Origin of the sequence: Nocardioides flavescens (genome assembly GCF_009823805.1) — a bacterium.
Taxonomy (GTDB): domain Bacteria; phylum Actinomycetota; class Actinomycetes; order Propionibacteriales; family Nocardioidaceae; genus Nocardioides; species Nocardioides flavescens.
On the sequence record NZ_WUEK01000007.1, the window covers coordinates 111038 to 133413 of the forward strand.

Annotated in this window: 24 protein-coding genes; 9 read left to right on the forward strand and 15 right to left on the reverse strand. The window is 72.2% G+C overall.

What is annotated here, in order from left to right:
• Nucleotides 1-51: 51 nt before the first annotated feature.
• Both GRQ65_RS12675 and GRQ65_RS12680 read right to left on the reverse strand, forming a co-directional pair.
• Nucleotides 52-519, reverse strand: coding sequence for a VanZ family protein (locus GRQ65_RS12675; RefSeq protein WP_160878342.1), 468 nt, complete (start codon nucleotides 517-519; stop codon nucleotides 52-54).
• Between the two features lie 35 nt (nucleotides 520-554).
• Nucleotides 555-1178 (reverse strand): TetR family transcriptional regulator, encoded by a 624-nt coding sequence (locus GRQ65_RS12680; RefSeq protein WP_160878343.1) that lies wholly within the window; start codon nucleotides 1176-1178, stop codon nucleotides 555-557.
• A 93-nt stretch (nucleotides 1179-1271) separates the two neighbouring features.
• On the opposite strand from GRQ65_RS12680, the gene GRQ65_RS12685 reads away from it, so the two are divergent.
• A complete protein-coding gene (locus tag GRQ65_RS12685; RefSeq protein ID WP_160878344.1) occupies nucleotides 1272-2741 on the forward strand; it encodes an MDR family MFS transporter in 1470 nt (489 codons plus the stop codon).
• Nucleotides 2742-2744: 3 nt separating this feature from the next.
• Here the strand turns inward: GRQ65_RS12685 and GRQ65_RS12690 are convergent, their stop codons facing one another.
• The 5 genes from GRQ65_RS12690 to GRQ65_RS12710 form a co-directional block, all read right to left on the reverse strand.
• A complete protein-coding gene (locus GRQ65_RS12690; RefSeq protein WP_160878345.1) occupies nucleotides 2745-3293 on the reverse strand; it encodes a hypothetical protein in 549 nt (182 codons plus the stop codon).
• The gene (locus GRQ65_RS12695; RefSeq protein WP_160878346.1) at nucleotides 3290-3697 is read right to left on the reverse strand and encodes a hypothetical protein; all 408 of its coding nucleotides are present in this window, start codon (nucleotides 3695-3697) and stop codon (nucleotides 3290-3292) included. The genes GRQ65_RS12690 and GRQ65_RS12695 overlap by 4 nt, the downstream gene beginning before the upstream one ends.
• A gap of 179 nt (nucleotides 3698-3876) precedes the next feature.
• Entirely contained in the window at nucleotides 3877-4479 is a 603-nt protein-coding gene (locus tag GRQ65_RS12700; protein WP_160878347.1) for a hypothetical protein, read from the reverse strand.
• Nucleotides 4480-4831: 352 nt separating this feature from the next.
• Nucleotides 4832-5449 (reverse strand): alpha-ketoglutarate-dependent dioxygenase AlkB, encoded by a 618-nt coding sequence (locus GRQ65_RS12705; protein WP_160878348.1) that lies wholly within the window; start codon nucleotides 5447-5449, stop codon nucleotides 4832-4834.
• A 72-nt stretch (nucleotides 5450-5521) separates the two neighbouring features.
• On the reverse strand, nucleotides 5522-5950 hold the full coding sequence (locus tag GRQ65_RS12710; RefSeq protein WP_160878349.1) for an SRPBCC family protein: 429 nt from the start codon (nucleotides 5948-5950) through the stop codon (nucleotides 5522-5524).
• A gap of 126 nt (nucleotides 5951-6076) precedes the next feature.
• Between GRQ65_RS12710 and GRQ65_RS12715 the strand changes: the two genes are divergently transcribed.
• Nucleotides 6077-6796, forward strand: coding sequence for a GntR family transcriptional regulator (locus GRQ65_RS12715; RefSeq protein ID WP_202388029.1), 720 nt, complete (start codon nucleotides 6077-6079; stop codon nucleotides 6794-6796).
• Nucleotides 6797-6892: 96 nt separating this feature from the next.
• On the opposite strand, the gene GRQ65_RS12720 is transcribed toward GRQ65_RS12715, so the two are convergent.
• A complete protein-coding gene (locus GRQ65_RS12720; protein ID WP_160878350.1) occupies nucleotides 6893-7231 on the reverse strand; it encodes a DUF8819 family protein in 339 nt (112 codons plus the stop codon).
• Nucleotides 7232-7441: 210 nt separating this feature from the next.
• On the opposite strand from GRQ65_RS12720, the gene GRQ65_RS12725 reads away from it, so the two are divergent.
• Genes GRQ65_RS12725 through GRQ65_RS12735 form a run of 3 tightly spaced genes read left to right on the forward strand, consistent with a single transcriptional unit; the run spans nucleotide 7442 to nucleotide 8979 of the window.
• Nucleotides 7442-8074 (forward strand): copper homeostasis protein CutC, encoded by a 633-nt coding sequence (locus GRQ65_RS12725; protein ID WP_160878351.1) that lies wholly within the window; start codon nucleotides 7442-7444, stop codon nucleotides 8072-8074.
• A gap of 5 nt (nucleotides 8075-8079) precedes the next feature.
• Entirely contained in the window at nucleotides 8080-8331 is a 252-nt protein-coding gene (locus tag GRQ65_RS12730; protein ID WP_202388057.1) for a DUF4031 domain-containing protein, read from the forward strand.
• A 42-nt stretch (nucleotides 8332-8373) separates the two neighbouring features.
• Nucleotides 8374-8979: an HD domain-containing protein gene (locus GRQ65_RS12735; RefSeq protein WP_337191693.1), complete on the forward strand. Its 606-nt coding sequence runs from the start codon at nucleotides 8374-8376 to the stop codon at nucleotides 8977-8979.
• 4 nt (nucleotides 8980-8983) lie between these two features.
• Here the strand turns inward: GRQ65_RS12735 and GRQ65_RS12740 are convergent, their stop codons facing one another.
• Complete coding sequence (locus GRQ65_RS12740) at nucleotides 8984-9874, reverse strand: oxygenase MpaB family protein (RefSeq protein WP_160878354.1); 891 nt, start codon at nucleotides 9872-9874, stop codon at nucleotides 8984-8986.
• Between the two features lie 97 nt (nucleotides 9875-9971).
• Here GRQ65_RS12740 and GRQ65_RS12745 point away from each other — a divergent pair, with 97 nt between their 5' ends.
• Nucleotides 9972-11579, forward strand: a complete 1608-nt coding sequence (locus tag GRQ65_RS12745; RefSeq protein ID WP_160878355.1) for an alpha/beta fold hydrolase — start codon at nucleotides 9972-9974, stop codon at nucleotides 11577-11579.
• Nucleotides 11580-11718: 139 nt separating this feature from the next.
• Nucleotides 11719-13350, forward strand: a complete 1632-nt coding sequence (locus GRQ65_RS12750) for an alpha/beta fold hydrolase (protein WP_160878356.1) — start codon at nucleotides 11719-11721, stop codon at nucleotides 13348-13350.
• A gap of 281 nt (nucleotides 13351-13631) precedes the next feature.
• On the opposite strand, the gene serA is transcribed toward GRQ65_RS12750, so the two are convergent.
• Both serA and GRQ65_RS12760 read right to left on the reverse strand, forming a co-directional pair.
• Nucleotides 13632-14831, reverse strand: a complete 1200-nt coding sequence (gene serA, locus GRQ65_RS12755; RefSeq protein WP_160878357.1) for a phosphoglycerate dehydrogenase — start codon at nucleotides 14829-14831, stop codon at nucleotides 13632-13634.
• A gap of 9 nt (nucleotides 14832-14840) precedes the next feature.
• The gene (locus GRQ65_RS12760; protein WP_160878358.1) at nucleotides 14841-15080 is read right to left on the reverse strand and encodes a hypothetical protein; all 240 of its coding nucleotides are present in this window, start codon (nucleotides 15078-15080) and stop codon (nucleotides 14841-14843) included.
• A gap of 199 nt (nucleotides 15081-15279) precedes the next feature.
• Here GRQ65_RS12760 and GRQ65_RS12765 point away from each other — a divergent pair, with 199 nt between their 5' ends.
• Together GRQ65_RS12765 and GRQ65_RS12770 are read left to right on the forward strand one after the other, a co-directional pair.
• Entirely contained in the window at nucleotides 15280-16485 is a 1206-nt protein-coding gene (locus GRQ65_RS12765; protein WP_160878359.1) for a glycine cleavage T C-terminal barrel domain-containing protein, read from the forward strand.
• On the forward strand, nucleotides 16482-18092 hold the full coding sequence (locus GRQ65_RS12770; RefSeq protein ID WP_160878360.1) for an FAD-dependent oxidoreductase: 1611 nt from the start codon (nucleotides 16482-16484) through the stop codon (nucleotides 18090-18092). Before GRQ65_RS12765 ends, GRQ65_RS12770 begins: the two co-directional genes overlap by 4 nt.
• A 3-nt stretch (nucleotides 18093-18095) precedes the next feature.
• On the opposite strand, the gene GRQ65_RS12775 is transcribed toward GRQ65_RS12770, so the two are convergent.
• The 4 genes from GRQ65_RS12775 to GRQ65_RS12790 form a co-directional block, all read right to left on the reverse strand.
• Nucleotides 18096-18773 (reverse strand): SIMPL domain-containing protein, encoded by a 678-nt coding sequence (locus tag GRQ65_RS12775; protein WP_202388031.1) that lies wholly within the window; start codon nucleotides 18771-18773, stop codon nucleotides 18096-18098.
• A gap of 36 nt (nucleotides 18774-18809) precedes the next feature.
• Complete coding sequence (locus tag GRQ65_RS12780) at nucleotides 18810-19982, reverse strand: RtcB family protein (RefSeq protein ID WP_160878362.1); 1173 nt, start codon at nucleotides 19980-19982, stop codon at nucleotides 18810-18812.
• 96 nt (nucleotides 19983-20078) lie between these two features.
• Nucleotides 20079-20612 (reverse strand): Uma2 family endonuclease, encoded by a 534-nt coding sequence (locus tag GRQ65_RS12785; RefSeq protein WP_160878363.1) that lies wholly within the window; start codon nucleotides 20610-20612, stop codon nucleotides 20079-20081.
• A gap of 93 nt (nucleotides 20613-20705) precedes the next feature.
• On the reverse strand, nucleotides 20706-22346 hold the full coding sequence (locus tag GRQ65_RS12790; RefSeq protein ID WP_160878364.1) for a DNA repair helicase XPB: 1641 nt from the start codon (nucleotides 22344-22346) through the stop codon (nucleotides 20706-20708).
• Nucleotides 22347-22376: the final 30 nt, after the last annotated feature.

The following is a 22376-nucleotide window of genomic DNA, read 5'->3' on the forward strand; positions in this document are numbered from 1 at the left end:
AACGGTGTGGACATTCCCCTGGGCGGTACCCGAGGTATCGCGTGGCTCGACTCAGCGGCGCGCGTACGCCGCCTCGGGGCGGCGCTCGCGCTTGCGCCGGGCCCGCCGCAGCGTGGCCGGCAGCGTCAGCACGATGCCGACCGCGACGCCGATCGCCGTGCCGAGGGTGTTGGCGACGAGATCGCGCTCGTCAGGCACCCGGCCCGGGATGGAGCGCTGGGCGGTCTCGATGGCGGAGGTGAGGACGAAGCCCGCCATCAGGGCGAGCCACCAGAAGCGCGTGCCGAACAGCAGCAGCAGGAACAGCCCCACCGGCACGAAGAGCGCGATGTTGGCGAGGTGCTCGGCCCGGTCGAAGGTCAGCCACGACAGCTCCTCGTAGCGCTGCAGCCGCGCCAGCACCCGCAGCACCAGCTCGCTCGACGTCGGTGCCACCGATCCCGGGGTCAGCGTGATCCAGCCGACGAAGCCGAGGTAGGCCAGCGTCACCAGGCTGAGGAACGGGTGTCGGTGCAGCATCCGTCCAGTGTGACGGGGCTTCCTGAGGCCGGTGCTCAGGTGCGAGCGGCGCGCTGCGGGTCGTGCTGGAGGTCACGGCAGCGGGCGTACGTCGCGACCAGGTCGACCTCGCCGCCCGTCTCCACGGCCTCGGCCCACGCGTCGAGCGCCACCCGCACCGCGGCGGCGGCCGTCTCCACGAGCACGCGGGCCCGCAGGTCGTCGAGGTCGCCGAGCAGGTCGCGCAGGTGGGCGACGAGGACGAGGGTGCGCTCCTCGTCGAGGCTGGCCGCGGCCAGGCGCAGGGAGGGCTCGGTGCGCATGAGCCGACGCACGCGCAGGACCTGCTCGCCCGCCTCGCTCCGCCCGTCATCGAACGCCGTCAGCACCTCGACCCAGATCTCCTCGAGCTGGGGGAGGACCGGTCGGTCCGGGCTGAGGGCGTCGACCATCGCGGCGACCCGGTCCTCCAGGTCGCGGTGGGGCACGAGGGCCGCGCGCTCCTTGGTGGGGAAGTAGCGGAAGAACGTGCGCGGCGAGATGCCCGCCTGCCGGGCGATCTCGTCGACGGTGGTGGCGTCGATGCCGTGCGCCTCGAACAGCGCGAGGGCGACCTCGCCCACCTCGCGCTCGGTCTGGGCGCGCCGTCGGTCGCGCAGCGACACCGGTTCCTCCGACACGCGGTCGAGTCTAGGGAATGTCGCGGGTTGGTGTCGTGTTGGCACTCACTGCCAGGATGGCTCACAGCGACAGACCGACCCGCGAGGAGAACAATGACCACCGAGGTGGCAGCCCCCACGACGTACGACGGCCCGCCGGCGGGCGGGACTCCCGGCGCCGGCGTGCCGGGCGCCGGTCGACTGATCGCGCTGCTCGTGAGCGCGGCGTTCGTGGTGATCCTCAACGAGACGATCATGGGCGTCGCCCTGCCCGACCTGATGGCGGAGTTCGGCGTGCCGGCCACCACCGCGCAGTGGCTCACGACGGCGTTCCTGCTGACCATGGCCGTGGTGATCCCGGTCAGCGGGTGGCTGCTGACGCGGCTCCCGCTGCGCACGGTCTTCGTCATCGCGATGACGAGCTTCACCGTCGGCACGCTCCTGGCCGCGCTCGCGCCGGCGTTCGGGGTGCTCGTCGCCGCCCGCGTCGTGCAGGCCGTCGGCACGGCGCTGATGATGCCGCTGCTGATGACCACGATCCTCACGATCGTCCCGGCCGAGCGTCGGGGTCGGATGATGGGGACGATCTCGATCGTGATCTCGGTGGCGCCGGCGGTCGGCCCGACCATCTCCGGGATCGTGCTCGACCAGCTCAGCTGGCGCTGGATGTTCTGGCTGGTCCTGCCCATCGCGGTGCTCGCCCTGGTGGCCGGCACGGCCTGGATCCGCAACGTGACCGAGCCGCGCCGCGCGCCCCTCGACGTCGTCTCGGTGGTGCTGTCCGCGCTCGCCTTCGGCGGCCTGATCTACGGCCTCAGCAGCATCGGCGAGTCGGCCTCGGGCCACACCCCGGTGCCGGTCTGGCTGCCGCTGGTCGTCGGCGGCGCCGCGCTGGCGGCGTTCGTCTGGCGTCAGCTGTCGCTGAAGGACCGAGCGCTGCTCGACCTGCGCGCGTTCGGCACCGGCACCTTCACCGTCGCGGTGCTGCTCGTCGCGGTGAGCATGATGGCGCTCTTCGGGACCCTGATCCTGCTGCCGATCTACCTGCAGAACGCCCTCGGTCTCTCCACCCTCACCACCGGGCTGATGCTGCTGCCCGGCGGGCTCACGATGGGGCTGCTCGCCCCGGTCGTCGGTCGCCTCTTCGACCGCGTCGGTCCGCGCCCGCTGGTCGCGCCGGGGGCGTTGGTCGCCAGCGGGGCGCTGTGGGGCATGACCTCCCTCGACGCCGGGTCGGGGCAGGCCCACGTCGTCGCGCTGCACGTCGTGCTCAGCGCCGGACTGGCCTTCATGTTCACGCCGCTGCTCACCAGCGCGCTTGGGTCGCTGCCGCAGCAGCTCTACTCCCACGGCAGCGCCATCGTCGGCACCGTCCAGCAGGTCGCCGGAGCCGCGGGCACCGCGCTGTTCGTCACCGTCATGACTCGCGCCTCGACCGCCTCGGCCTCCGACGGGGTCCCCGCCGCCGAGGCCGTCGCCGACGGCGTCCACGCCGCACTGATGTGGGGCGGCGTGATCTCCGCAGCCGCCGTCCTCGTCGCCCTCGCCGTACGCCGCCCCCGGGCGGTCACCGTCGGGGCGTGAGGCTCAGCGCACGTCGGTGACTGGCACGTCGCTGAAGCGGCGTACGGCGGTCAGGACCTCGTCGAGGGTGGGCTCGACGAAACGGATCGGGATGACGAGGTCGGCGTCGTAGTAACGCCGCAGGAGCGGGCGCGCCCACGGCAGTCGGGGCCGCTGGGCCTGGCTGATGGAAGGTAGACGTTGTCCGCCGCGGGCGACGAAGGCCACCATCGGCGACCGTCGACCGCCGGCGAGCGCCCAGCGCGGCTTCGCCCCCGTCACGCGGACCTCGGCGACTTCGTCCCACGCCACCGTCCGCTGACCACGGACCGTCACGCCCTGTGAGCCGATGATGAGGACCGGCTCACGTCGGTGTTCCCGCCCGATCTCGACAAAGGCGAACGCCAGCGCCGCGGCAGCCAGGGACAGGAAGGCTGCCCCGAGCGGCCGGATCTGCCCGCCGAAGAGCAGCCCGAGGTTGGACACCAGTCCGATAGTCACGACGAGTCCGAGGAGCAGGAGCTGCGAGCGGGTGCTCAGCCGGACGTCGAGCGCCGAACCGGTGGTGGTCATGAGGACCGCCGGACCAGGACCAGGCGGTTCTGCGCCTGGGTCGACGTCCAGGCGATCCGGCGAGCGCCCGCTCTGCTCCAGACCGCCAGAGCGTGCTCGGCCTCCCAGCTCCGGAGGTCCCGGCGGTGCAGGGCGCTCCACACGGCCAAGCCGAGGAAGATGCCGAGCATCAGGCCCGGCGTGCTCTCGTCACCCCAGCCGACGAGACGGAAGAAGCCCACCACCAGCAGCAGGCCGAGGGCCACGGTCGCGGAGGTGATGAGGCCACGGGCGCGGCCGCGTCTCTTCCCGCCCGGCCTCGTCGCGTCCGCCACCGGTGAGTCAGCGCAGTACCGCTGCCATCGGCGTCGGAACGACAGCCACATCATTCCTCCCCAGAACAGCGCGACCAGGGGCACCGTCACGAGGGTCCCTACGTCGGCTCGGCCCACCGCGTAATCCATGGCGACAGCTGCCGCGGCCAGGATCACGGTTGCCCATGACGTCGCACCCAGTTCCGACTCGATAGACCTGTCCGCCACGAGTCGACCCGTCGGATCCTCTTCGCCTCCTCCGGGCCCGGCATGCCCAGCACTCCCGCCGCTCATCGACCGCCTCGCGGACCGGGCGCGAGCCCGTCTGTCGTACGTACAGGTCGCAACACCAGTCGTCTCTCGTTCTGCCCCTTGGCGAAGACCCACCGAGGAGCGCCGCGCCGGATCGCGAGCTCGGACCCGGTGGCCCGCCCGGCGCGCTTCAGCTCGTGCACCGACAGCGCGCTCCCCAGCGCGACGCCGAGGAGAAGTCCCAGGCCGAACGAGGTGGCCCACCCCTCGTCCATCCAGCCGACGCGGGTCAGCACCCCGTAGAGAGCGATCAGGAAGACGAGGCCGAGCGCCCCGGAGGAGATGCCGGTTCGTGTCACCCGTCGCAAGTCGTGATCCGTCGCGTCGTCGGTCGTGGGCAGGCCCCGGTAGAGCGACCCGAGGCGAGACTGGTTGCTCAGCCACGTCGCCACGCCGCAGGCGACCGCGATCAGCAGGGTGAGCGTCACGAGGCGCTCCGAGGAGGCGTCCGTGAGCAACGGCACTGCGACGAGTCCTAGGACGCCCGAGAGGCCCGAGGCGGCCGCGAAAGCCGCCTGTTCGCTGGCGAGCGGGCCGTCCGTGGCGATGGCCGGCCCGCCCTGGCCCTCGCACGGGCTCACCGTGCCTCGCTCGGGAAGAGGACGGTGCCGGAAGCGCGGACCGCGTCGAGCAACTCCTCGAGCGGGACCGTGCACGGATGGAACGGCGCGACACCTGCGGGACTGCGGGTCGACAGCGCGGACTGCCGAGTGTCTTCGTTCATCGCCGGCCCCCCAGCCAAGTCGTACGACGTAGCGCCCGGGTCGTACCCAGTTGCCAGATGGGTCAATCGCCTGGATTGCCAGTCGTGTGGTGGGCCCAGCCCGCCGAGGAGGGGACGGTCGTGTGCCCAGCGACGGGGCACGGCTCGCTCAGGTACACGACTCGCGACCCGTAGCAGCGGCCCCGTCCTGGACCGGCGTCCGGTCGGCGTCAGAACACGTTGAACGGGCGGAACTGCACCGAGATGCGGGGCCCGGCGTGGGCGACCTTGGGGACGGCGTGTTCCCAGGTGCGCTGGCAGCTGCCGCCCATGGTGACCAGGTCGCCGTGGCCCATCTCGAGGACGACGGGCTCGGCCCCGCCGAGCCTCGGGCGCAGGTGGAGTCGGCGCGGATCACCCACGGAGACGATCGCGACCATCGTGTCGGTCGTCTTGCCACGACCGATGGTGTCGCCGTGCCAGGCGACCGAGTCGCGCCCGTCGCGGTAGTAGCAGCAGCCGGCGGTGCGGAACGGCTCGCCGAGCTCCTCGGCGTAGTGGGCGCTCAGCGCGTCGCGGGCCTCGGTGAGGCGGGCGTGGGGGAGCTCCTCACCGATCATGTAGGTGTGCAGCAGGCGCGGCACGTCGACGATCCGGTCGTACATCTGGCGCCGGTCGGCCCGCCACGGCACGTCGCGCACGAGGGTCTCGAAGACGTCGTCGGGCTCGGGCAGCCAGCCGCGGGCCACGTCGACCCACGCCCCGCGAGTCAGCTCGTGGCGCTCGACGCCGGCGAAGGAGAGCGCCGCCGACGCCGACGGCGCGAAGAGGGTCGACTGGAAGTCCATGCCCCCGATCGTACGCCGCGGTCGAACATGCGTTCGACCGCCATTCCGGGTGAGTCGCGCCGGGCGCCGGCCTCAGGGCAGCGAGCGCTTGATCTGCTCGACGGTCTCGTCGGCGAGCTTCTTGAGCTTCGGCCCGACGACGAGCGGTGCGACGACGTTGATGATGGCACCGAAGTCGAAGTCGGCGCGGTAGTGGATCTCCGTGCCGCCGCCGGCGGCGGGGGAGAAGGTCATCGTGTCCTGGGTCGTCGCGCTCTTGTTCTCGCCGCGGAACTGCACCCGGCGAGGGCGGTCGTGCTCGGTGGTGGTGTAGGTCAGGTCGACCTTGCGACCCATGAACTCCGAGGTGTTGGCGTACGTCGTACCGACTCCGCCGTCGCCCGAGGTGCGCCGCGTCTCGACCGTGCCGGGGTCCCACTCGTCGGTGTGGGAGAAGTCGGAGAGGTAGTCGAAGACGACCTCGGGGGACTGCGGGACGGTGAAGGTGCGCTCGACGTGCATGTCGGTCAGGTACCCGAACAGCCGCCCGGCTGGCCCCGGGTGACTAGCCAACCATGACCGTTTGACTGCCCCCCGGGGTATCCGATTCGCCAGACGGGTGCCCCTCGCCGCGCATAACCTCGGAGCATGACCGAGCTCCTCATCAAGGATGGACGTGCACTGAAGCACGTCCAGGTGCGCGAGTACGTGCGCACCCTCGTCTCCGGCATGGCCCCGGGCTCGCCGGCCCCCTCCGAGCGGGAGCTGGTCTCGCAGTTCGGCGTCGCGCGGATGACCGTGCGCCAGGCGATGGACGCCCTGGTCGTCGAGGGGCTGCTCGAGCGGATCCCGGGCAAGGGGACCTTCGTGGCTCGCCCGCGCCGTACGGCGAGCGCGATCACGAGCTACACCGAGGAGATGGCGCGGCGCGGCATGCTCGCCGAGTCCGTCACGCTCCTCGCCCGCCGCGAGCAGGCCGGTCCCGGCGTGGCCCGCGCGCTGGCGATCAGCGAGGGCGAGCCGATCGTCCACTGGCGCCGCCTGCGCCGGGCCGACGGTGCCCCCATGTGCCTCGAGGACGCCTACCTCACCGAGTCGCTGCTGCCGGGCTTCCTGCACGCACAGCTCCCGACCAGCCTCTACGACGCGCTCGAGCAGCGCGGTCTGCGCCCCACCTGGGCCGAGGACTCGATCAACGCCGACCTGTGCCACGGCGACGAGGCGGGTCACCTGGACATCGACGCCGGCGCCGCCGTGCTCCGCCACTCGCGCCGCGCCCTCAGCGGCGACAAGGTCGTGATGGTCTCGCGCAGCGTCTACCGCGCCGACCGGTTCACCCTCTGGGTCCAGATCGGCCGCGACGCCTGAGCCGAGGCACTTCCTGACGTTCTGGGGTGTTGCAACACCCGAGAACGTCAGGGATCCCAGCAGATGCTGGGATTCCGCGCCCTGTCAGAGCCCGCCTCAGAGCCCGCCCAGCGGCGCGACGACGTCGCCGGACTCCTCGCAGACCCACACGGGGTCGGGGCCGCCGAGGTCGGGGGAGATGTAGAGCGAGTGCTCGGGGCCGGAGCAGCCGAGGCAGAGGGGCCAGCGTCCGGCGACCTCGAACAGGCCGTCCTGCACGTCCTGGGCGACGAGGCCGGCGACGAAGACCGCCCCCTCGGGCCACTGGTCGGCCCACCACTCGCGGTTGGCCACGGCGTCCTCGAGCAGCGACACCGCCTGGGGGGTCGCGCGGTCGCGGGCCTGGAGGTCGGAGAGCACCCGGGCTCGGGCGTCGAACAACGGCACGGTGTCCACCCGGCCATTGTGTGACCCCCCTGGTGACGCCACGCTCAGGCCGTGTCCCCCGAGTCCTCGTAGTCGCCCGCGCGGCGTCGCATCGGACCTGGACTGCGTTGTCGTCGCCCGCCGTGACTCCGCCACGGCGGGCTCCTCCGCCTTGCCAGCTCCGCGCGACCCCACGCCTGCTCCCACGCAGACTCGGGGGACACGGCCTACTGTCGTCCCGTGCGGCTGCTGCTGGAGGTCACGGTGACCCAGGAGCGCGACGTGCCCGGAGCACTCGAGGGCGGCGCCGACCGGCTGCTCACCACCGCCACCGAGACGGCTGTCGTCTCCGCCACGTGCCGCGAGGCCGGCGACGTCCCGGTGTTCGTTGCGGTCGACTCCCTCGAGACCGCCCGCCCGCTGCTCGACGTCGGCGCGGCCGGGGTGGCGGTGGGCTTCCTCGACGAGGACCTCGAGGTCGACGTGGCCGCCTGCGCGTCGCTCGCGGAGGTGCCGTGGCTGTTCACCGCGCTCGACGACACCCTCGACCCGCGCCGCTCGTGGCGGCGCCTGGTCGGGCCGCCGCGCCTGCCCGGCCTGGTCGGCGTACGGTCCGCCGGCGACCCGCGAGGCATGGGGGAGGGCTACGACGCGCTGCTCGCCACCGCCGAGTCCGACCCCGCGGTCGCGGCGCTGCTGGTGCCGGCCGGGGGGCTGCTGGCCGAGCACGTGCCCTGGCTCGTGCGCACGGGCGTGCGCGCCTTCGCCGTCGACGCCCAGGTCCGGCCGGGCGGCTCGGCCAGGGCCTACGTCGCCGCCGACCTGGTCCGCTCGTGGCGCCTGCTCCTCGACGCCGCCGGGGAGCGGCTGTGACGCTCATGATCGACCCGCCGCTGGTGCCCTCCCGCGGCCGGATGTGGTCGCACCTCGCGAGCGACACCTCCTACGACGAGCTGCACGTCTTCGCGCGCGAGCTCGGCATCCCCGAGCGCGGCTTCGACCGCGACCACTACGACGTGCCGGCCGAGTGGTACGACCAGGTCGTGGCCCTCGGCGCCGAGCCCGTCAGCTCGCGCGAGCTCGTCTTCCGCCTGCGGGCCGCCGGGCTGCGACGGCCCAAGCGCGGCTGAGCGGCCTTGTCCGGCGCTGACCGACCGGGTTCCATGGGCGTGGTGGACCTGTCCGACAGATGGCCCCTGCCCGGCGCCGAGGACGTGCGCGACGCGGTCCTGGCGGCGTACGCCGATCCCAGCCGCGGCTACCACGACACCCGCCACCTCTCCGAGGTGCTCGACCGCCTCGACGAGCTGGCTGCCCACGGCGCGGCGTACGACGCGACCCCGGTGCTGCTGGCGGCGTGGTTCCACGACGGGGTCTACGACGGCGAGCGCGACGCCGAGGAGCGCTCGGCGGTGTGGGCCGAGGAGGCCCTCGCCGCCCACGCGCCCGCCGAGGTGGTGGCCGAGGCCGCGCGCCTGGTGCGGTTGACCGAGACCCACGAGCCGGCTGACGACGACGCCGGCGGCTGCGCCCTCTCCGACGCCGACCTCGCGATCCTGGCCGCCCCGCGCGAGCGCTACGACGACTACGTCGCGGCGGTCCGCCGGGAGTACGCCCACCTCGACGACGCCGTCTTCGCGCAGGGCCGGGCGGCCGTGCTGCGGGCGCTGGCCGACAAGCCGCACCTGTTCCACACCGCCCACGCCCGGGAGCGCTGGGAGGCCCCGGCGCGCGCCAACCTCGACCGTGAGCTCGCCGAGCTCCTGGTCCGCTCCTGAGGTCCTAGGAAGCCTGCGAGCGCACCGGTCCCGGGCCCATCGCCCACCGGATCGTGCCGGTCGCGAGCGTGCCGAGCACCCGCACGACGGTGCGCTCGGAGACCGGCAGCCACGGCAGCCGCAGCGGCCACCGGGTCCACGCCGGCATCAGCCCGACCGAGGCCGCTGCGATCACGGCGTACGCCGGCCGCGCGACGAGCGGCAGCGGCGGGGTGAGGAGCACGTAGCGGATCGCGGCGCGGGCCTCGGGGGTGCCCCGCAGCTCGGGCCGGAACTCCTCGAACGCCGCCTCCAGCTCCGCCTCCGTGCGGGGCGGGTCGACCACGCCGAGGCGCTCACCGACCTCGGCGAGCTGGGCGACGTAGGTGTCGCGGTCGGCCTGGTCGAGCGGCGCCGCGCCGTAGACCTGGTGCGCCTGGAGGAACGACAGCGCCTCCGCGACGTGCACCCAGCGCAGCAGGTGCGGGTCGGAGGCGGCGTACGGCGTGCCGTCGGGCATGACGCCGACGACCCGCTCGTGGATGCTGCGCACGACGTCGACCGCGCGCTGCGCGTCGTCGGCCGCGCCGAACGTCGTCACGGCCAGGAAGCGGCTGGTGCGGTGCAGCCGGCCCCACATGTCGCCGCGGAAACCGGAGTGCTCGTGCACGGCGAGCATCGCGGCCGGGTGCATCGTCTGCAGCAGCAGAGCGCGCAGGCCGCCGACGAACATCGAGGCGTCGGCGTGGACGCGGGTGATCGGGCTGCCGGGCTCGAACCAGCGCGGACCCTCGCGCAGGTGGATGCGGTCGCGGTGGCTGGCGCCGTCCGGGCCCGCCACCCGCGCGAACAACGCCTCGCCCAGCCAGCCGCGCACGTCGGGGACCCTGGAGGCCGACCCAGCTGACTCAGTCATGCTCCGAGCCTACGAGCGGGGCGGGTGTCCTCAGAGTGCTCTCAGGTCTAGGCTCCGACTCCTCCCTCCGTCACCACCTCGTCCGTCAGGAGCATGCATGACCAGGAGATCCCTCGTGGGCGCCCTCACCGGGCTGCTCGCAGCCGGGCTGGCGCTCGCGCCGCTGAGCCTCACCGCCGAGGCCGCCCCCGCGGCGCCCGTCGCCGCTCCGGCCGCTGTCGCGGTCGCGGCGGTGCCGACCCCGCCGCCGCTGTCGTGGGGCCGCTGCGACGACAAGGGGCTGCGTCGGGCGGGTGCGGAGTGCTCGTTGCTCACCGTCCCGCTGGACTACGCCAACCCGTCCGCGGGCACGATCCAGATCGCGGTCTCGAGGATCGAGGCCAGTCGCAAGCCCTACCGCGGCGCGGTCTTCACCAACCCCGGCGGCCCCGGCGGGTCCGGTATCACCCTCTCCGTCCTCGGGCAGTACGTCCCGGACAAGGTCGGCCTGACCTACGACTGGTACGGGATCGACCCGCGCGGCGTGGGCGGCTCCAAGCCCGCACTCAGCTGCATCCCCTCCTTCGACGGCTACGACCGCGAGCCCTACGTCCCCAAGACCCAGTCGATCCTCGACTACTGGCTGACTCGTTCGCGCGCGTACAGCGCGGCCTGTGCTGCATCCTCGGCCAAGGCGCTGCTGCCGCACATGAAGACGACCGACCTCGTCAACGACTTCGAGTCGCTGCGCGTGGCCATCGCTCAGGCGCAGATCACCTGGTACGGCTTCTCCTACGGCACCTACCTCGGGCAGGTCTACTCCACGCTCTACCCGGGTTCGCTGAAGGCGATGGTGCTCGACGGAGTGGTGGACCCGACGACCTGGGGCTACGAGGGTGGCTTCGCCCAGACGATCGCCTTCAACAAGAACTACAAGCCGTTCTTCCGGTGGGTGGCGAGGTACGACAAGGTCTTCGGTCTCGGCCGCTCCGTGAAGCAGGTGGCACGGACCTACAAGAAGACGCTGAAGGCGCTGACCCGCAAGCCGCTGTTCAAGAAGCGGGTCGGGCCGTCCGAGTTCGACGACGCGCTCACCCAGGCGGCCTACTACAACCTCACGTGGATCGACGTCGCCGGCGCGTGGTCGAAGGCCGTGCTGAAGCGCAACGGCCGACCGCTGTCCGAACTGCAGGGCTACGAGCCGAACAACCCGCAGGCCGACAACGGCCATGCGGCGTTCCTGGCGACGTTCTGCACGGACGCGCCGTACCCCCGTGACGACGCGCGCGTCATCGCGGACTCCCGAGCGCTGTTCCAGAAGGCGCCCTACTCCACGTGGAGCAGCACGTGGTTCAGCCAGCCCTGCACGTCGTGGCCGGTCCCCAGCCAGACCGCGACGACCGTCACCGGGGCGTTCACCGGGCCGGTCCTGCTCACCAATGAGAGCCGGGACGCCGCCACGCCCGTGGCCGGTGCCTACGTGGTGCGCTCGCTCTTCCCGACCGCCTCCTTGGTGGTGGCCAAGGGCACGTCACACGCGGTCTCGCTCTTCGGGACCGCATGCATCGACAACGCTGTCGCGGCTCTGCTGAAGAAGGGCACGCTCCCGAAGCGGAAGTCCGGTGACCGGGCCGACGTGAAGTGCCAGGGGCTGCGGCCGCCGAACCCGCTAGCCGACGAGGCCGGTCGGGTCGCCGCGCTGCGGCCGCTGCCTGCCCTGCCCTGATCCACCCTGCTCCACCCGACGAGCCCGTCGCACCCCGGTGCGGCGGGCTCGTCGCCGTCCTGAGAGCGGGTCGGGTGTTCTCAGTCGGTCCTCAGGAATATGGTGCGAAGGCTCCACTTCCTCGTCCCCAGGAGAACGCATGATCAGGAGAACCCTCGTGGGTGGCCTCGCCGGGCTGCTCGCAGCCGGGCTGGCGGTCGCCCCGCTGACCCTGAGCGCTGAGGCGGCCCCCGCGGCCGCGCCGGCGCTCGCCCCCGCGGCGCAGGCGGCCCCCGCCGCGCTGCCCGCCGTACCCACCCCGCCGCCGCTGGCGTGGGGCAAGTGCGACGACGAGCGGCTGCGCCAGGCCAAGGCCCAGTGCACGATGCTCACCGTCCCGCTCGACTACGCCAACCCCTCGGCCGGCACGATCAAGCTCGCCGTGTCCCGGGTGCTGGCGACCAAGAAGCCCTACCGCGGCGCGCTCTTCACCAACCCGGGCGGCCCCGGCGGCGCCGGCCTCCAGCTCTCGCGCTACGCGCCCCTCGTGCCGAAGAAGGCCGGTCTCAACTACGACTGGTACGGCGTCGACCCGCGCGGCGTCGGCGACTCCGAGCCGGCCCTGAGCTGCGACCCGTCGTTCGCCGGCTGGAACCGCAAGCCCTACACGCCGACCTCGCAGTCGATCCTCGACTACTGGGTGAACAAGGTCCAGAACTACGTCACCGCGTGCGCCAACTCGCCCGCCAAGGCGCTGCTGCCGCACATGAAGACCACCGACAACGTCCAGGACTTCGAGTCGCTGCGCCTCGCGATCGGCCAGTCCCAGGTCACCTGGTTCGGGTTCTCCTACGGCACCTACATCGGCCAGGTCTACGCCACGCTCTACCCGACCTCGCTCAAGCAGATGATCCTCGACGGCGTCGTCGACCCCAACCGGGTGTGGTACCAGGCCAACTTCGACCAGGACTACGCCTTCGACAAGACGATCAACCGCTTCTTCGCCTGGGTCGCGAAGTACGACGACGTCTACGGTCTCGGCAACACCAAGAAGAAGGTGCAGAAGCAGTACTTCCGCACTGAGCGCAAGCTGACCAAGCGCCCCGCGTGGAAGAAGCGCCTCGGCCCCGCCGAGTTCAACGACGTCATCGTCCAGGCCGGCTACTACAACGTCACCTGGCTCGACGTGGCCTCCGGCTGGTCCAAGCTGGTCAAGAAGGGCAACGGCAAGCCGCTGGGCCAGTACTACGGCTACGACCCCAAGGACGACCAGGCCGACAACGGCTTCGCGGTCTACCTCGCCACCCAGTGCACCGACGCGCCGTGGCCGACCACGCTCGAGCAGTGGCTCGGTGACGCCAACGCGGTCGCGCAGAACGCGAAGTACCTCACCTGGAACAACACCTGGTTCAACCTCGGCTGCCGCACCTGGCCCGCCGCGTCCAGCACCCCGACCACGATCACGGGTGCGTTCACGGGTCCGGTGCTGCTGACGAGCGAGACCTACGACGCCGCGACCCCGATCTCGGGTGCGCGCGCCGTCCGGGCGATCTTCCCGAACTCCGTGCTCGTCGAGGGCAAGGGCGGGACCACCCACGCCGCGTCGTTCTACGGCGTGAAGTGCATCGACAACTCGATCGCCAACCTGCTCAAGAAGGGCACGCTCCCCAAGCGCAAGGCCGGCAACAAGTCCGACCTGCGCTGCCAGGGGCTCCAGCCGCCGGACCCGACGGCCACCGAGGACAGCGGCCGCGTGGCGGCGCCTCTGCGGCTCCCGTTCGACCTGCGCTGACGCACCACCCGCTCCACCCGGCGAGCCCGTCGCACCCCGGTGCGGCGGGCTCGTCCGTGTCTGCACGCCGGTGGTGGTTTCGAGACGGCCGTAGCCGGCCTCCTCAACCACCGTGGCCGGTGGTCGAGGAGGGCCGCTAGGGCTTCGCGTTCGGTGGTCGATGAAAGCCGCCAGGGCTTCGCGTTCGGTGGTTGAGGAAAGCCGCCAGGGCTTCGCGTTCGGTGGTTGAGGAGGGCCGCTGGGCCCGTCTCGAAACCACTCCCGCTTCGCGCAGGCTGAACTCAGGCGTCGTAGGTGCGCAGCCAGATGGTCTGGGGCGAGGAGGACAGCTTGTCGAGGGCGGCCTCACTGACGGCGGCGGTGGCGTCGGTGACGACGTAGCCCTGCTCGCCGCGGGTGGCGAGGTACTGCCCGACGACGTTGGCGCCGGCCTCGGCGAGGTAGTTGTTGACCTCGGCGAGCACGCCCGGGACGTTGACGTGGAGGTAGGCGAGACGCACGCCCTCGGCGAGCGGCGGCGGCTGCACGGCGGGCAGGTTGACCGACAGGGCGGTGCTGCCGCTCTGCACGAAGCCGGCGAGCTTGCCGGCGACGAACCAGCCGATCTCCTCCTGTGCCTCCTGCGTCGAGCCGCCGACGTGGGGCGTGAGGATGACGTTGTCGAGACCGCGGAGCACCGAGACGAACTCGTCGCCCTGCGCCTTCGGCTCGACCGGGAACACGTCGAGGGCGGCGCCGGCGATGTGACCGGACTCGATGTGCTCGCGCAGGGCGACGTCGTCGACGACCATGCCGCGCGAGGCGTTGATGAACATCGAGCGCGGCTTCATCTTCGCGAACTGCTCGCGGCCGAAGAGGCCGGCGTTGCCGGGGCGGCCGTCGACGTGGATGCTCACGACGTCGGCGACCTCGAGGAGCGCGTCGAGGCTGCCCACCCGCTGGGCGTTGCCGTGGGCGAGGCGGTCGGAGGTGTCGTAGAAGACGACCCGCATGCCCATCGCCTCGGCGAGGTTGGACAGCTGGGTGCCGATGTTGCCGTAGCCCACGATGCCGAGCACGCGGCCGCGGATCTCGTGGCTGCCCTTGGCGGACTTGTCCCACACGCCGTCGTGCATCCGCTGGATCTTCTCGGGCAGGCGGCGGGCCAGCGCGATGATCTCGCCGATGACGAGCTCGACGACGCTGCGCGAGTTGGAGTACGGCGCGTTGAAGACCGCCACGCCGCGCTCGGCGGCGGCGGCGAGGTCGACCTGGTTGGTGCCGATGCAGAAGCAGCCGATGGCGAGCAGGTCGCTCGCGGCGTCGAGCACGCGCTGCGTGACGGTGGTGTTGGAGCGGATGCCCAGCACGTGCACACCGGGCAGGCTGGCGATCAGCTCGTCCTCGCTGAGCGAGCTCGACCGCAGCTCGACCTCGAAGCCTCGGGCCTCGAGGGTCTCGACGGCGACGGGGTGGATGTTCTCCAGCAGCAGCACCTTCACGGCCCCAGCCTAGAAGCGCCGCGGACCCCCGACCGAACCCTCGTCAGGTCGTGGACTGCTGGGCGGGCCGTCCACGAGGTCGCGCCAGTGGGTCACCGGACCCTCGCGGGCCGGCAGGTCCACGTCGCACTGCGAGCAGATCATGCGGCGGCGGCCCTCGCGCTCGACCACCCGGAACAGGCCCGGGCGAGCGCAGCGCGGGCACTCCGCGGTCTGCAGCCTGGTCGGCGAGGTGTGGCGCTCAGCCACGGGCGCCGGCGATCGCGGCGAGCAGCACGAGGAGCGCGAAGGCCAGGCTCAGGCCGACGACGGTCACGAGGCGTTCGGTGGTCACGGGTCAGGTCCCTCCTGTCGAGGACGACGGTATCCAGGATGAAGGGTTCTGCGTGGCAACAGATGAAGAATTCTTCAAGTGCTGCTGGTCACGGCCTGGCCCTACGCTGACGCCGTGCGCACGACCCCGTTCCACCCGCGGCTCAGCGAGCTGAACGACCAGGGGCTCTACACCCACTGGCAGGGCACGCTCTCGGCGCTGCGCTACTCCCACGCCCCCAAACACGAGTACTTCGCCGTCCGCAACGGCGTCGGCGTCTTCGACAGCAGCCCCCTGTGCAAGTACGCCGTCCGCGGTCCGGACGCCGAGCGGCTCCTCACCGGCGCGCTCGTGCGCGACGTGCGGACGGTGCGCGACGGCCAGGCGGCGTACACGCTGTGGTGCGACGACCGCGGCGGCGTGATGCAGGACGGCGTCCTGCTGCGACGCACGGGCGAGGACTTCCTGCTGACCGCCGCCCGCCCGGCGCTGGGCTGGTTCGAGGAGCTCGCGACGGGTCTCGAGGTCGAGCTCGAGGACGTCACCGACGCGTTCGCGATGCTGGCCGTGCAGGGGCCGCGCAGCCGCACCGTCCTCGCCGAGGTCGCCGGCCTCGCGGGAGCGGTCGAGGGGCTGGCGTGGTCGGAGCACCGGTCGGCGACCGTCGCGGGCACGCCGGTGACGCTGAGCCGCACCGGCTACACCGGCGACCTCGGCTACGAGCTCGTCGTGCCCGAGGCGGCCGCCCTCGACGTGCTCGACGCGGTGCTCGAAGCCGGGCGCCCGCACAGCATCCGGCCCTTCGGCGAGGAGGCGCTGATGACGCTGCGCATCGAGGCCGGGCTGCCCCTGGTCGACGTCGAGTGGCACGACAGCCGCCTCGCGTTCACGGACGCCGACCGCGTCACGCCGAGCGAGCTCGGCTTCGGCTGGATGCTCGGCGGCGTGCGCGAGGGGCGCCGCTTCGTCGGCGCCGAGGCGATCCGGCGCGAGCTGAGCGGGCGCACCAGCCGCTGGGCGACGACGGGGATCGTCGTGGACTGGGCCGACTGGGACCGCCTGCACCGCGACGCCGGGCTCCTCCCGCCCAAGTCCGAGCACCCCCTGCCCTACGAGTCGATGCTCCGCTCGGGCGACGGGGAGAGCGAGGTCGGCTACTGCACGAGCTTCGTCTACTCACCCGTCCTGCAGCGTCACATCGGCATCGCCCGGGTGCGCCCCGACCTCGCCGCCCGCGGCACCGAGCTGCGCCTCGAGCTGACCATCGCCCACCGCACCACCACGGTCCGCGTCGCCACGACGCGGATGCCGTTCTTCGACCCCGAGAGGAAGAAGTCGTGACCACGACCCCGGGAGCCGGCGCGGACGCCCACTACGACGCCATCGTCGTCGGCGGCGGCCACAACGGGCTCACCCACGCGGCGTACCTCGCCAAGGCGGGACTGCGGACCGTCGTGCTGGAGAAGAACGACCTCGTCGGCGGCGCGGCGATCACCGAGGAGCTGCTGCCCGGCTTCTCGTTCACGACGTTCAGCTACGCGCTCAGCCTGCTGCGCCCCGAGATCATCCACGAGCTCGACCTGGTGCGCCACGGGTTCCTGCCGCTGATGATGCCCTCGTCGTTCCACCCGACCGGCGACGGCGGGCACCTGCTCTTCGGTGACGACCACGCCCAGAACCTCCAGGAGATCCGGCGCCACTCGCCGCGGGACGCCGACGCCTACGAGCGCTACCACCACGACCTCGACCGGGTCTGCCAGGCGGTGCGCCCGCTCTTCGACAACCCGCCACCGGACCTGTGGGGCGACGGCCCGCAGGACGCCGCCGACGTGCGCTGGCTGCTCGAGCACCTCGGCGGCCTCGACCGGTCCACCGTCCACGACGTGGTGCGCCTGCTCACCGGCAGCGCGGCCGACTGGATCCAGGACTACTTCACCCACCCCGCGGTCGCCGGCTACCACGCCTCGTCGTCGGTCATCGGCTCCAAGGTCGGCCCGATGTCACCCGGTTCCGGGCTCGTGCTGCTCTTCCACAAGCTCGGCGAGCACGACGGTCACCTCGGCTCGTGGGCCTTCCACAAGGGCGGCAACGGCGGGTTCACGCAGGTGCTGGCCCGCGCGGCGTCGGCGTACGGCGCGGAGATCCGGCTCGGGGCCGACGTCACGGACCTGATCACCCACGACGGTCGCGCCGTCGGCGTCGCCCTGGCCGACGGCACCGAGCTGCGCGCGCCGGTCGTCGTCTCGGCCCTCGACCCGCGACGCACGTTCCTCGAGCTGTGCGACCCGCGCGAGCTGCCGCTCGACCTCGTCGACAACGTCCGACGGATGAAGTTCCGAGGCGTCTCGGCCAAGGTCAACTTCGCCCTCGACGACCTGCCGACGTTCCCCGGCCTGCCGGACACGCGCGACCACTTCGGCGGCTTCCTCAACATCGGCCCGACGATCGAGTACGTCGAGCGCGCCTTCGACGCCTCGAAGTACGGCTGGTACTCCGACGAGCCCTACATCGACGCGGCCGTGCAGTCGGTGGTCGACCCCGACATGGCTCCGCCCGGCAAGCACGTCATGTCGTGCTTCGTGCAGTACGCGCCCTACGAGCTGCGCACCTCCTCCTGGGACGCCGAGCGCGAGCGGTTCGGCGACCGGGCCCAGGCGGTGCTGGAGTCGCACTTCCCCGGGTTCGGCGAGCTGGTGCTGCACCGCGAGGTCGTCACGCCCGTCGACATCGAGGCCCGCACCGGGCTCAGCGAGGGCAACATCTTCGCCGGGGAGTTCCTGGCGCCGCAGATGTACTTCTTCCGGCCAGCGCCGGGCTGGTCGCAGTACGCCACCCCGCTCGACGGCTACTACCAGTGCGGCTCCGGCACCCACCCCGGCGGCTGCGTCATCGGATCGCCCGGTCGTCTCGCCGCCCAGCGGGTCCTGCGGGACCGTCGCGACGGGTGAGCCTCAGCTCGCGACGAAGCGGGCGTCGACGACGGCGCTGACAGTGATGTCCTCGGGGGTGAACGACAGCCCACCCTGGTGACCGCCGCCGGCCCGCGCCGACGCGGCCATCGCCGGGCTGGGGTGCGCGCTGCCGGACTCGTCGCCGAGCATCCCTTCGTCGGCGACCGCCGTGCACCGCAGGTCGCTCAGCCCCAGCGCACCGGCGTACGTCGCCGCCTTGGCTCGGGCGTCGGCGACGGCTCGGGTGCGGACCTCGCCGACGAGCCCTGCGCGGGTGGCGTCGGTGAGCAGCCACTCGATCCGGTCGACCCGCACGCCCCGGTGGCGCGACGCGGCCTCGACCCACCGGGCCATGTCGTCCGCGCCCTGGTCGACCCGGAACTTCACCCGGGTCGCGGTGCTCGCGTGGTGCACCAGCGGCTTCTGCTCCCCCTTGTCGTTGAAGGGCCGGTCCGCCCACACCCGCAGCCGGTCGGAGGCGAACCAGGTGACCGGCCCGGCCTCCCGCAGCCCCCGGACCCCGGCGACCAGGGCCGCGGTGCCCTCGGTGGTGGCGGTGACGACGGCGGAGCGCTCGGGCCCCTCGAGCCCCACCTGCACGTGCACCACGGCCCGCTCGGCCGGGTGGAAGTGCTCCGCCCGGCCCCGGACGGTCACGACGGTCTCGTAGTCGTTCACGGAGTCCATCGTGCCCGCCCGGGTACCCGCGGTGGGTCAGTCGCCCTTCACGTTGACGATCTGACGCAGCGTGTGGCGGATCTCGACCAGGTCGGCGGCGTCCGCCATCACCTGGTCGATCTCCTTGTACGCCGCGGGGATCTCGTCGATGAACGCGTCGGTGTCGCGGTACTCGATGCCGACCATCGCCTCCCGCAGCTGCTCACGGGTGAAGGTCTTGCGGGCCTTCGTCCGTGAGAACGCCCGCCCGGCGCCGTGCGGCGCCGACCGCAGCGCCTCGGTCGAGCCCCTGCCCGTCACGACGTAGGAAGCGGTGCCCATCGAGCCCGGGATCAGCCCCGGCCGCCCGGCCTCGGCGTTGATCGCGCCCTTGCGGGACAGCCACACGTCGCGCCCGCCGTGGTGCTCGGGCTCGGTGTAGTTGTGGTGGCAGTTGATCTCCTCCTGCCGCTCCACCGCGCCCGCGTCGGCGCCGACCCAGTCGGCGAAGCACGCCTCGACCCGGTCCATCATCTCCTCGCGGTTGAGCAGGGCGTAGTGCTGCGCCCACCGCATCTGGCCGATGTAGGCGTCGAACTCCGCCGTCCCCTCGACGAGGTAGGCCAGGTCGCGGTGCGGCAGCTCCTCGCCGGCACACCGCCCGCGGGCCACCGCGATGTGGGCCTGGGCGATCTTGTTGCCCACGCCCCGCGACCCCGAGTGCAGGAAGAGCCAGACCCGGCCCAGCTCGTCGACCGTCACCTCGATGAAGTGGTTCCCGGACCCGAGCGTGCCGAGCTGGAGCTCCCAGCGACGGTGGTAGGTGCCCGGGTCGAACCCCGTCTCCTCGGCGAGGCGGCTCAGCTCGTCGAGCCGCCGTTGCGTGTGCTCGCGCTCGATCCCGCGGTTGGCGGCGCCGGCCGACAGCGGCACGGCCCGCTCGATGGCCTCGCGCAGCGGTCGCCGGTCGGCCGGCAGCTGCGTGACGTCGTACGGCGTGCGGACGGCGATCATGCCGCAGCCGATGTCGACGCCGACGGCGGCGGGGATGATCGCGCCGAGGGTCGGGATGACCGACCCGACGGTCGCCCCCAGCCCGAGGTGCGCGTCGGGCATCAGCGCGAGGTGGGGGTGGATGAACGGCATGCTCGCCGTCGTCACCGCCTGCTCGCGTACGCCCTCGTCGAGGATCGAAGCCCAGCTGAGGAGCTTCGGGGTGATGGTCTCCATCGTCCTTCCCTGTCTCTGGTGACGCCGGCCGATCGGCCGGCGGTCGTCGAGGCTAGGTGGGCGGAAACGGGTTGTGCCCGGCTTTTCCGGGTGCTCTCAGACGAGGTCGGCGGGGCGCACGGTCGCGGCGTACGGCGCGTCGGCGGTGAACTCGTCGGTGCCGCGGACGTCGGCGACCTCGACGTACTCCCCGTCGCGCAGGGCCCAGACCCGCAGGCGCGGGTCGACCGGGTCGACGACCCAGTACGACGGCACCCCGGCGTCGCGGTAGGCCGTGAGCTTGTCGCCGACGTCTCGTCGGCGCGAGCTGGGGGAGAGCACCTCGACCGCCAGCAGGGGGACCCCGCGCACCTTGTCGTCGACGACGATGCGGGGGTCGATGACGAGCACGTCGGGCTCGAGGATGTCACCGGTCGGGAGGTAGGTGTCGAGCGGTGACAGGCACGCGTGGAGGTGCGCGGGCGCGGCGTCGGCCAGGAGCCGGAACAGGCTGCCGATGGCCACCTGGTGGCGAAAGCCCGGCGACGGCGTCACGACGATCGCCCCGTCGAGCAGCTCGTAGCGCCGCCCGTCATCGGGCAGCGCCTCGAAGTCCGCCTCGGTGAACCGTCCCACCTCGGTCGCGGTCATGACTGCCATCGTGCCCCACATCCCCTCCGCTGGTCACGACCCGAGCCTGCCGCGCTTCCCCGTCAGGCGTCGGTCGTCATCCACAGGGGACCCTCAGGCGGGCAGGTCCTCCGCGTCGACGATGCGGTAGGCGTAGCCCTGCTCGGCGAGGAAGCGCTGGCGGTTCTGGGCGAACTCCGCGTCGACGGTGTCGCGCGAGACCACGGTGTAGAAGTGCGCGGTCTTGCCCTCCGACTTGGGCCGCAGCAGGCGCCCGAGGCGCTGGGCCTCCTCCTGGCGCGAGCCGAAGGAGCCGGAGACCTGGATGGCGACCTCGGCCGAGGGCAGGTCGATGGAGAAGTTCGCGACCTTCGAGACCACGAGCAGCCCGATCTCGCCGGAGCGGAAGGCGTCGAAGAGGCGCTGGCGCTCCTTGACCGGGGTCTCGCCCTTGATGACGGGTGCGTCGAGGGCGGCGGCGAGCTCGTCGAGCTGCTCGATGTACTGCCCGATCACCAGGGTCGGCTGGCCCGGGTGCGCGGCGACGAGGTCGCGCACCACCTGCAGCTTCTGGTGGGTGCACGAGGCGAGGCGGTAGCGCTCCTCGGGCTCGGCGGTGGCGTAGACGAGCCGCTCGTCGGTGGGCAGGGTGACCCGCACCTCGACGCAGTCGGCGGGCGCGATCCAGCCCTGCGACTCGATGTCCTTCCACGGGGCGTCGTACCTCTTGGGCCCGATGAGCGAGAACACGTCGCCCTCGCGGCCGTCCTCGCGCACGAGCGTCGCGGTGAGGCCGATGCGGCGCCGGGCCTGCAGGTCGGCGGTCATCCGGAAGATCGGCGCCGGCAGCAGGTGGACCTCGTCGTAGACGATGAGGCCCCAGTCGCGCGCGTCGAGCAGCTCGAGGTGCTTGTAGACGCCGCCGCGCCGCGTCGTCAGCACCTGGTACGTCGCGATGGTGACCGGGCGGATCTCCTTGACCGAGCCGGAGTACTCGCCGATCTCGTCCTCGGTCAGCGTCGTGCGCCGCACCAGCTCGTCCTTCCACTGCCGCGCGGAGACGGTGTTGGTGACGAGGATGAGCGTCGTGGCCTGGGCGTGGGCCATGGCGGCCGCGCCGACCAGCGTCTTGCCGGCGCCGCAGGGGAGCACGACCACCCCGGAGCCGCCGTGCCAGAACGACTCGGCGGCCTCACGCTGGTAGGAGCGCAGCTCCCAGTCGGAGTTGTCGAGGCTGATCGCGTGGGCCTCGCCGTCGACGTAGCCCGCGAAGTCCTCGGCCGGCCAGCCGAGCTTGAGCAGCGCCTGCTTGAGGTTGCCGCGCTCGGAGCCGTGCACCGCGACGGTGTCGTCGTCGATGCGCTCGCCGAGCATCCCCTTGATCTTCTTCGCGCGCAGCACCTCCTCGAGCACGGGGCGGTCGGTGCTGACCAGCACCAGCCCGTGCACGGGGTGCTTCTCCAGCCGCAGCCGGCCGTAGCGCGCCATCGTCTCCGCCACGTCGACCAGCAGCGAGTGCGGCACGGCGTAGCGGCTGTAGTCGAGCAGCGTGTCGACGACCTGCTCGGCGTCGTGTCCCGCGGCGCGGGCGTTCCACAGCCCGAGCGGCGTCAGCCGGTAGGTGTGGACGTGCTCCGGCGAGCGCTCGAGCTCGGCGAACGGTGCGATCGCCTTGCGGCAGTCGGCCGCGCGTTCGTGGTCCACCTCCAACAACAGGGTCTTGTCGGACTGGACGATCAGGGGTCCGTCGTTCATCAACGTCCCAGCCTACGGAGGGCCACGAAC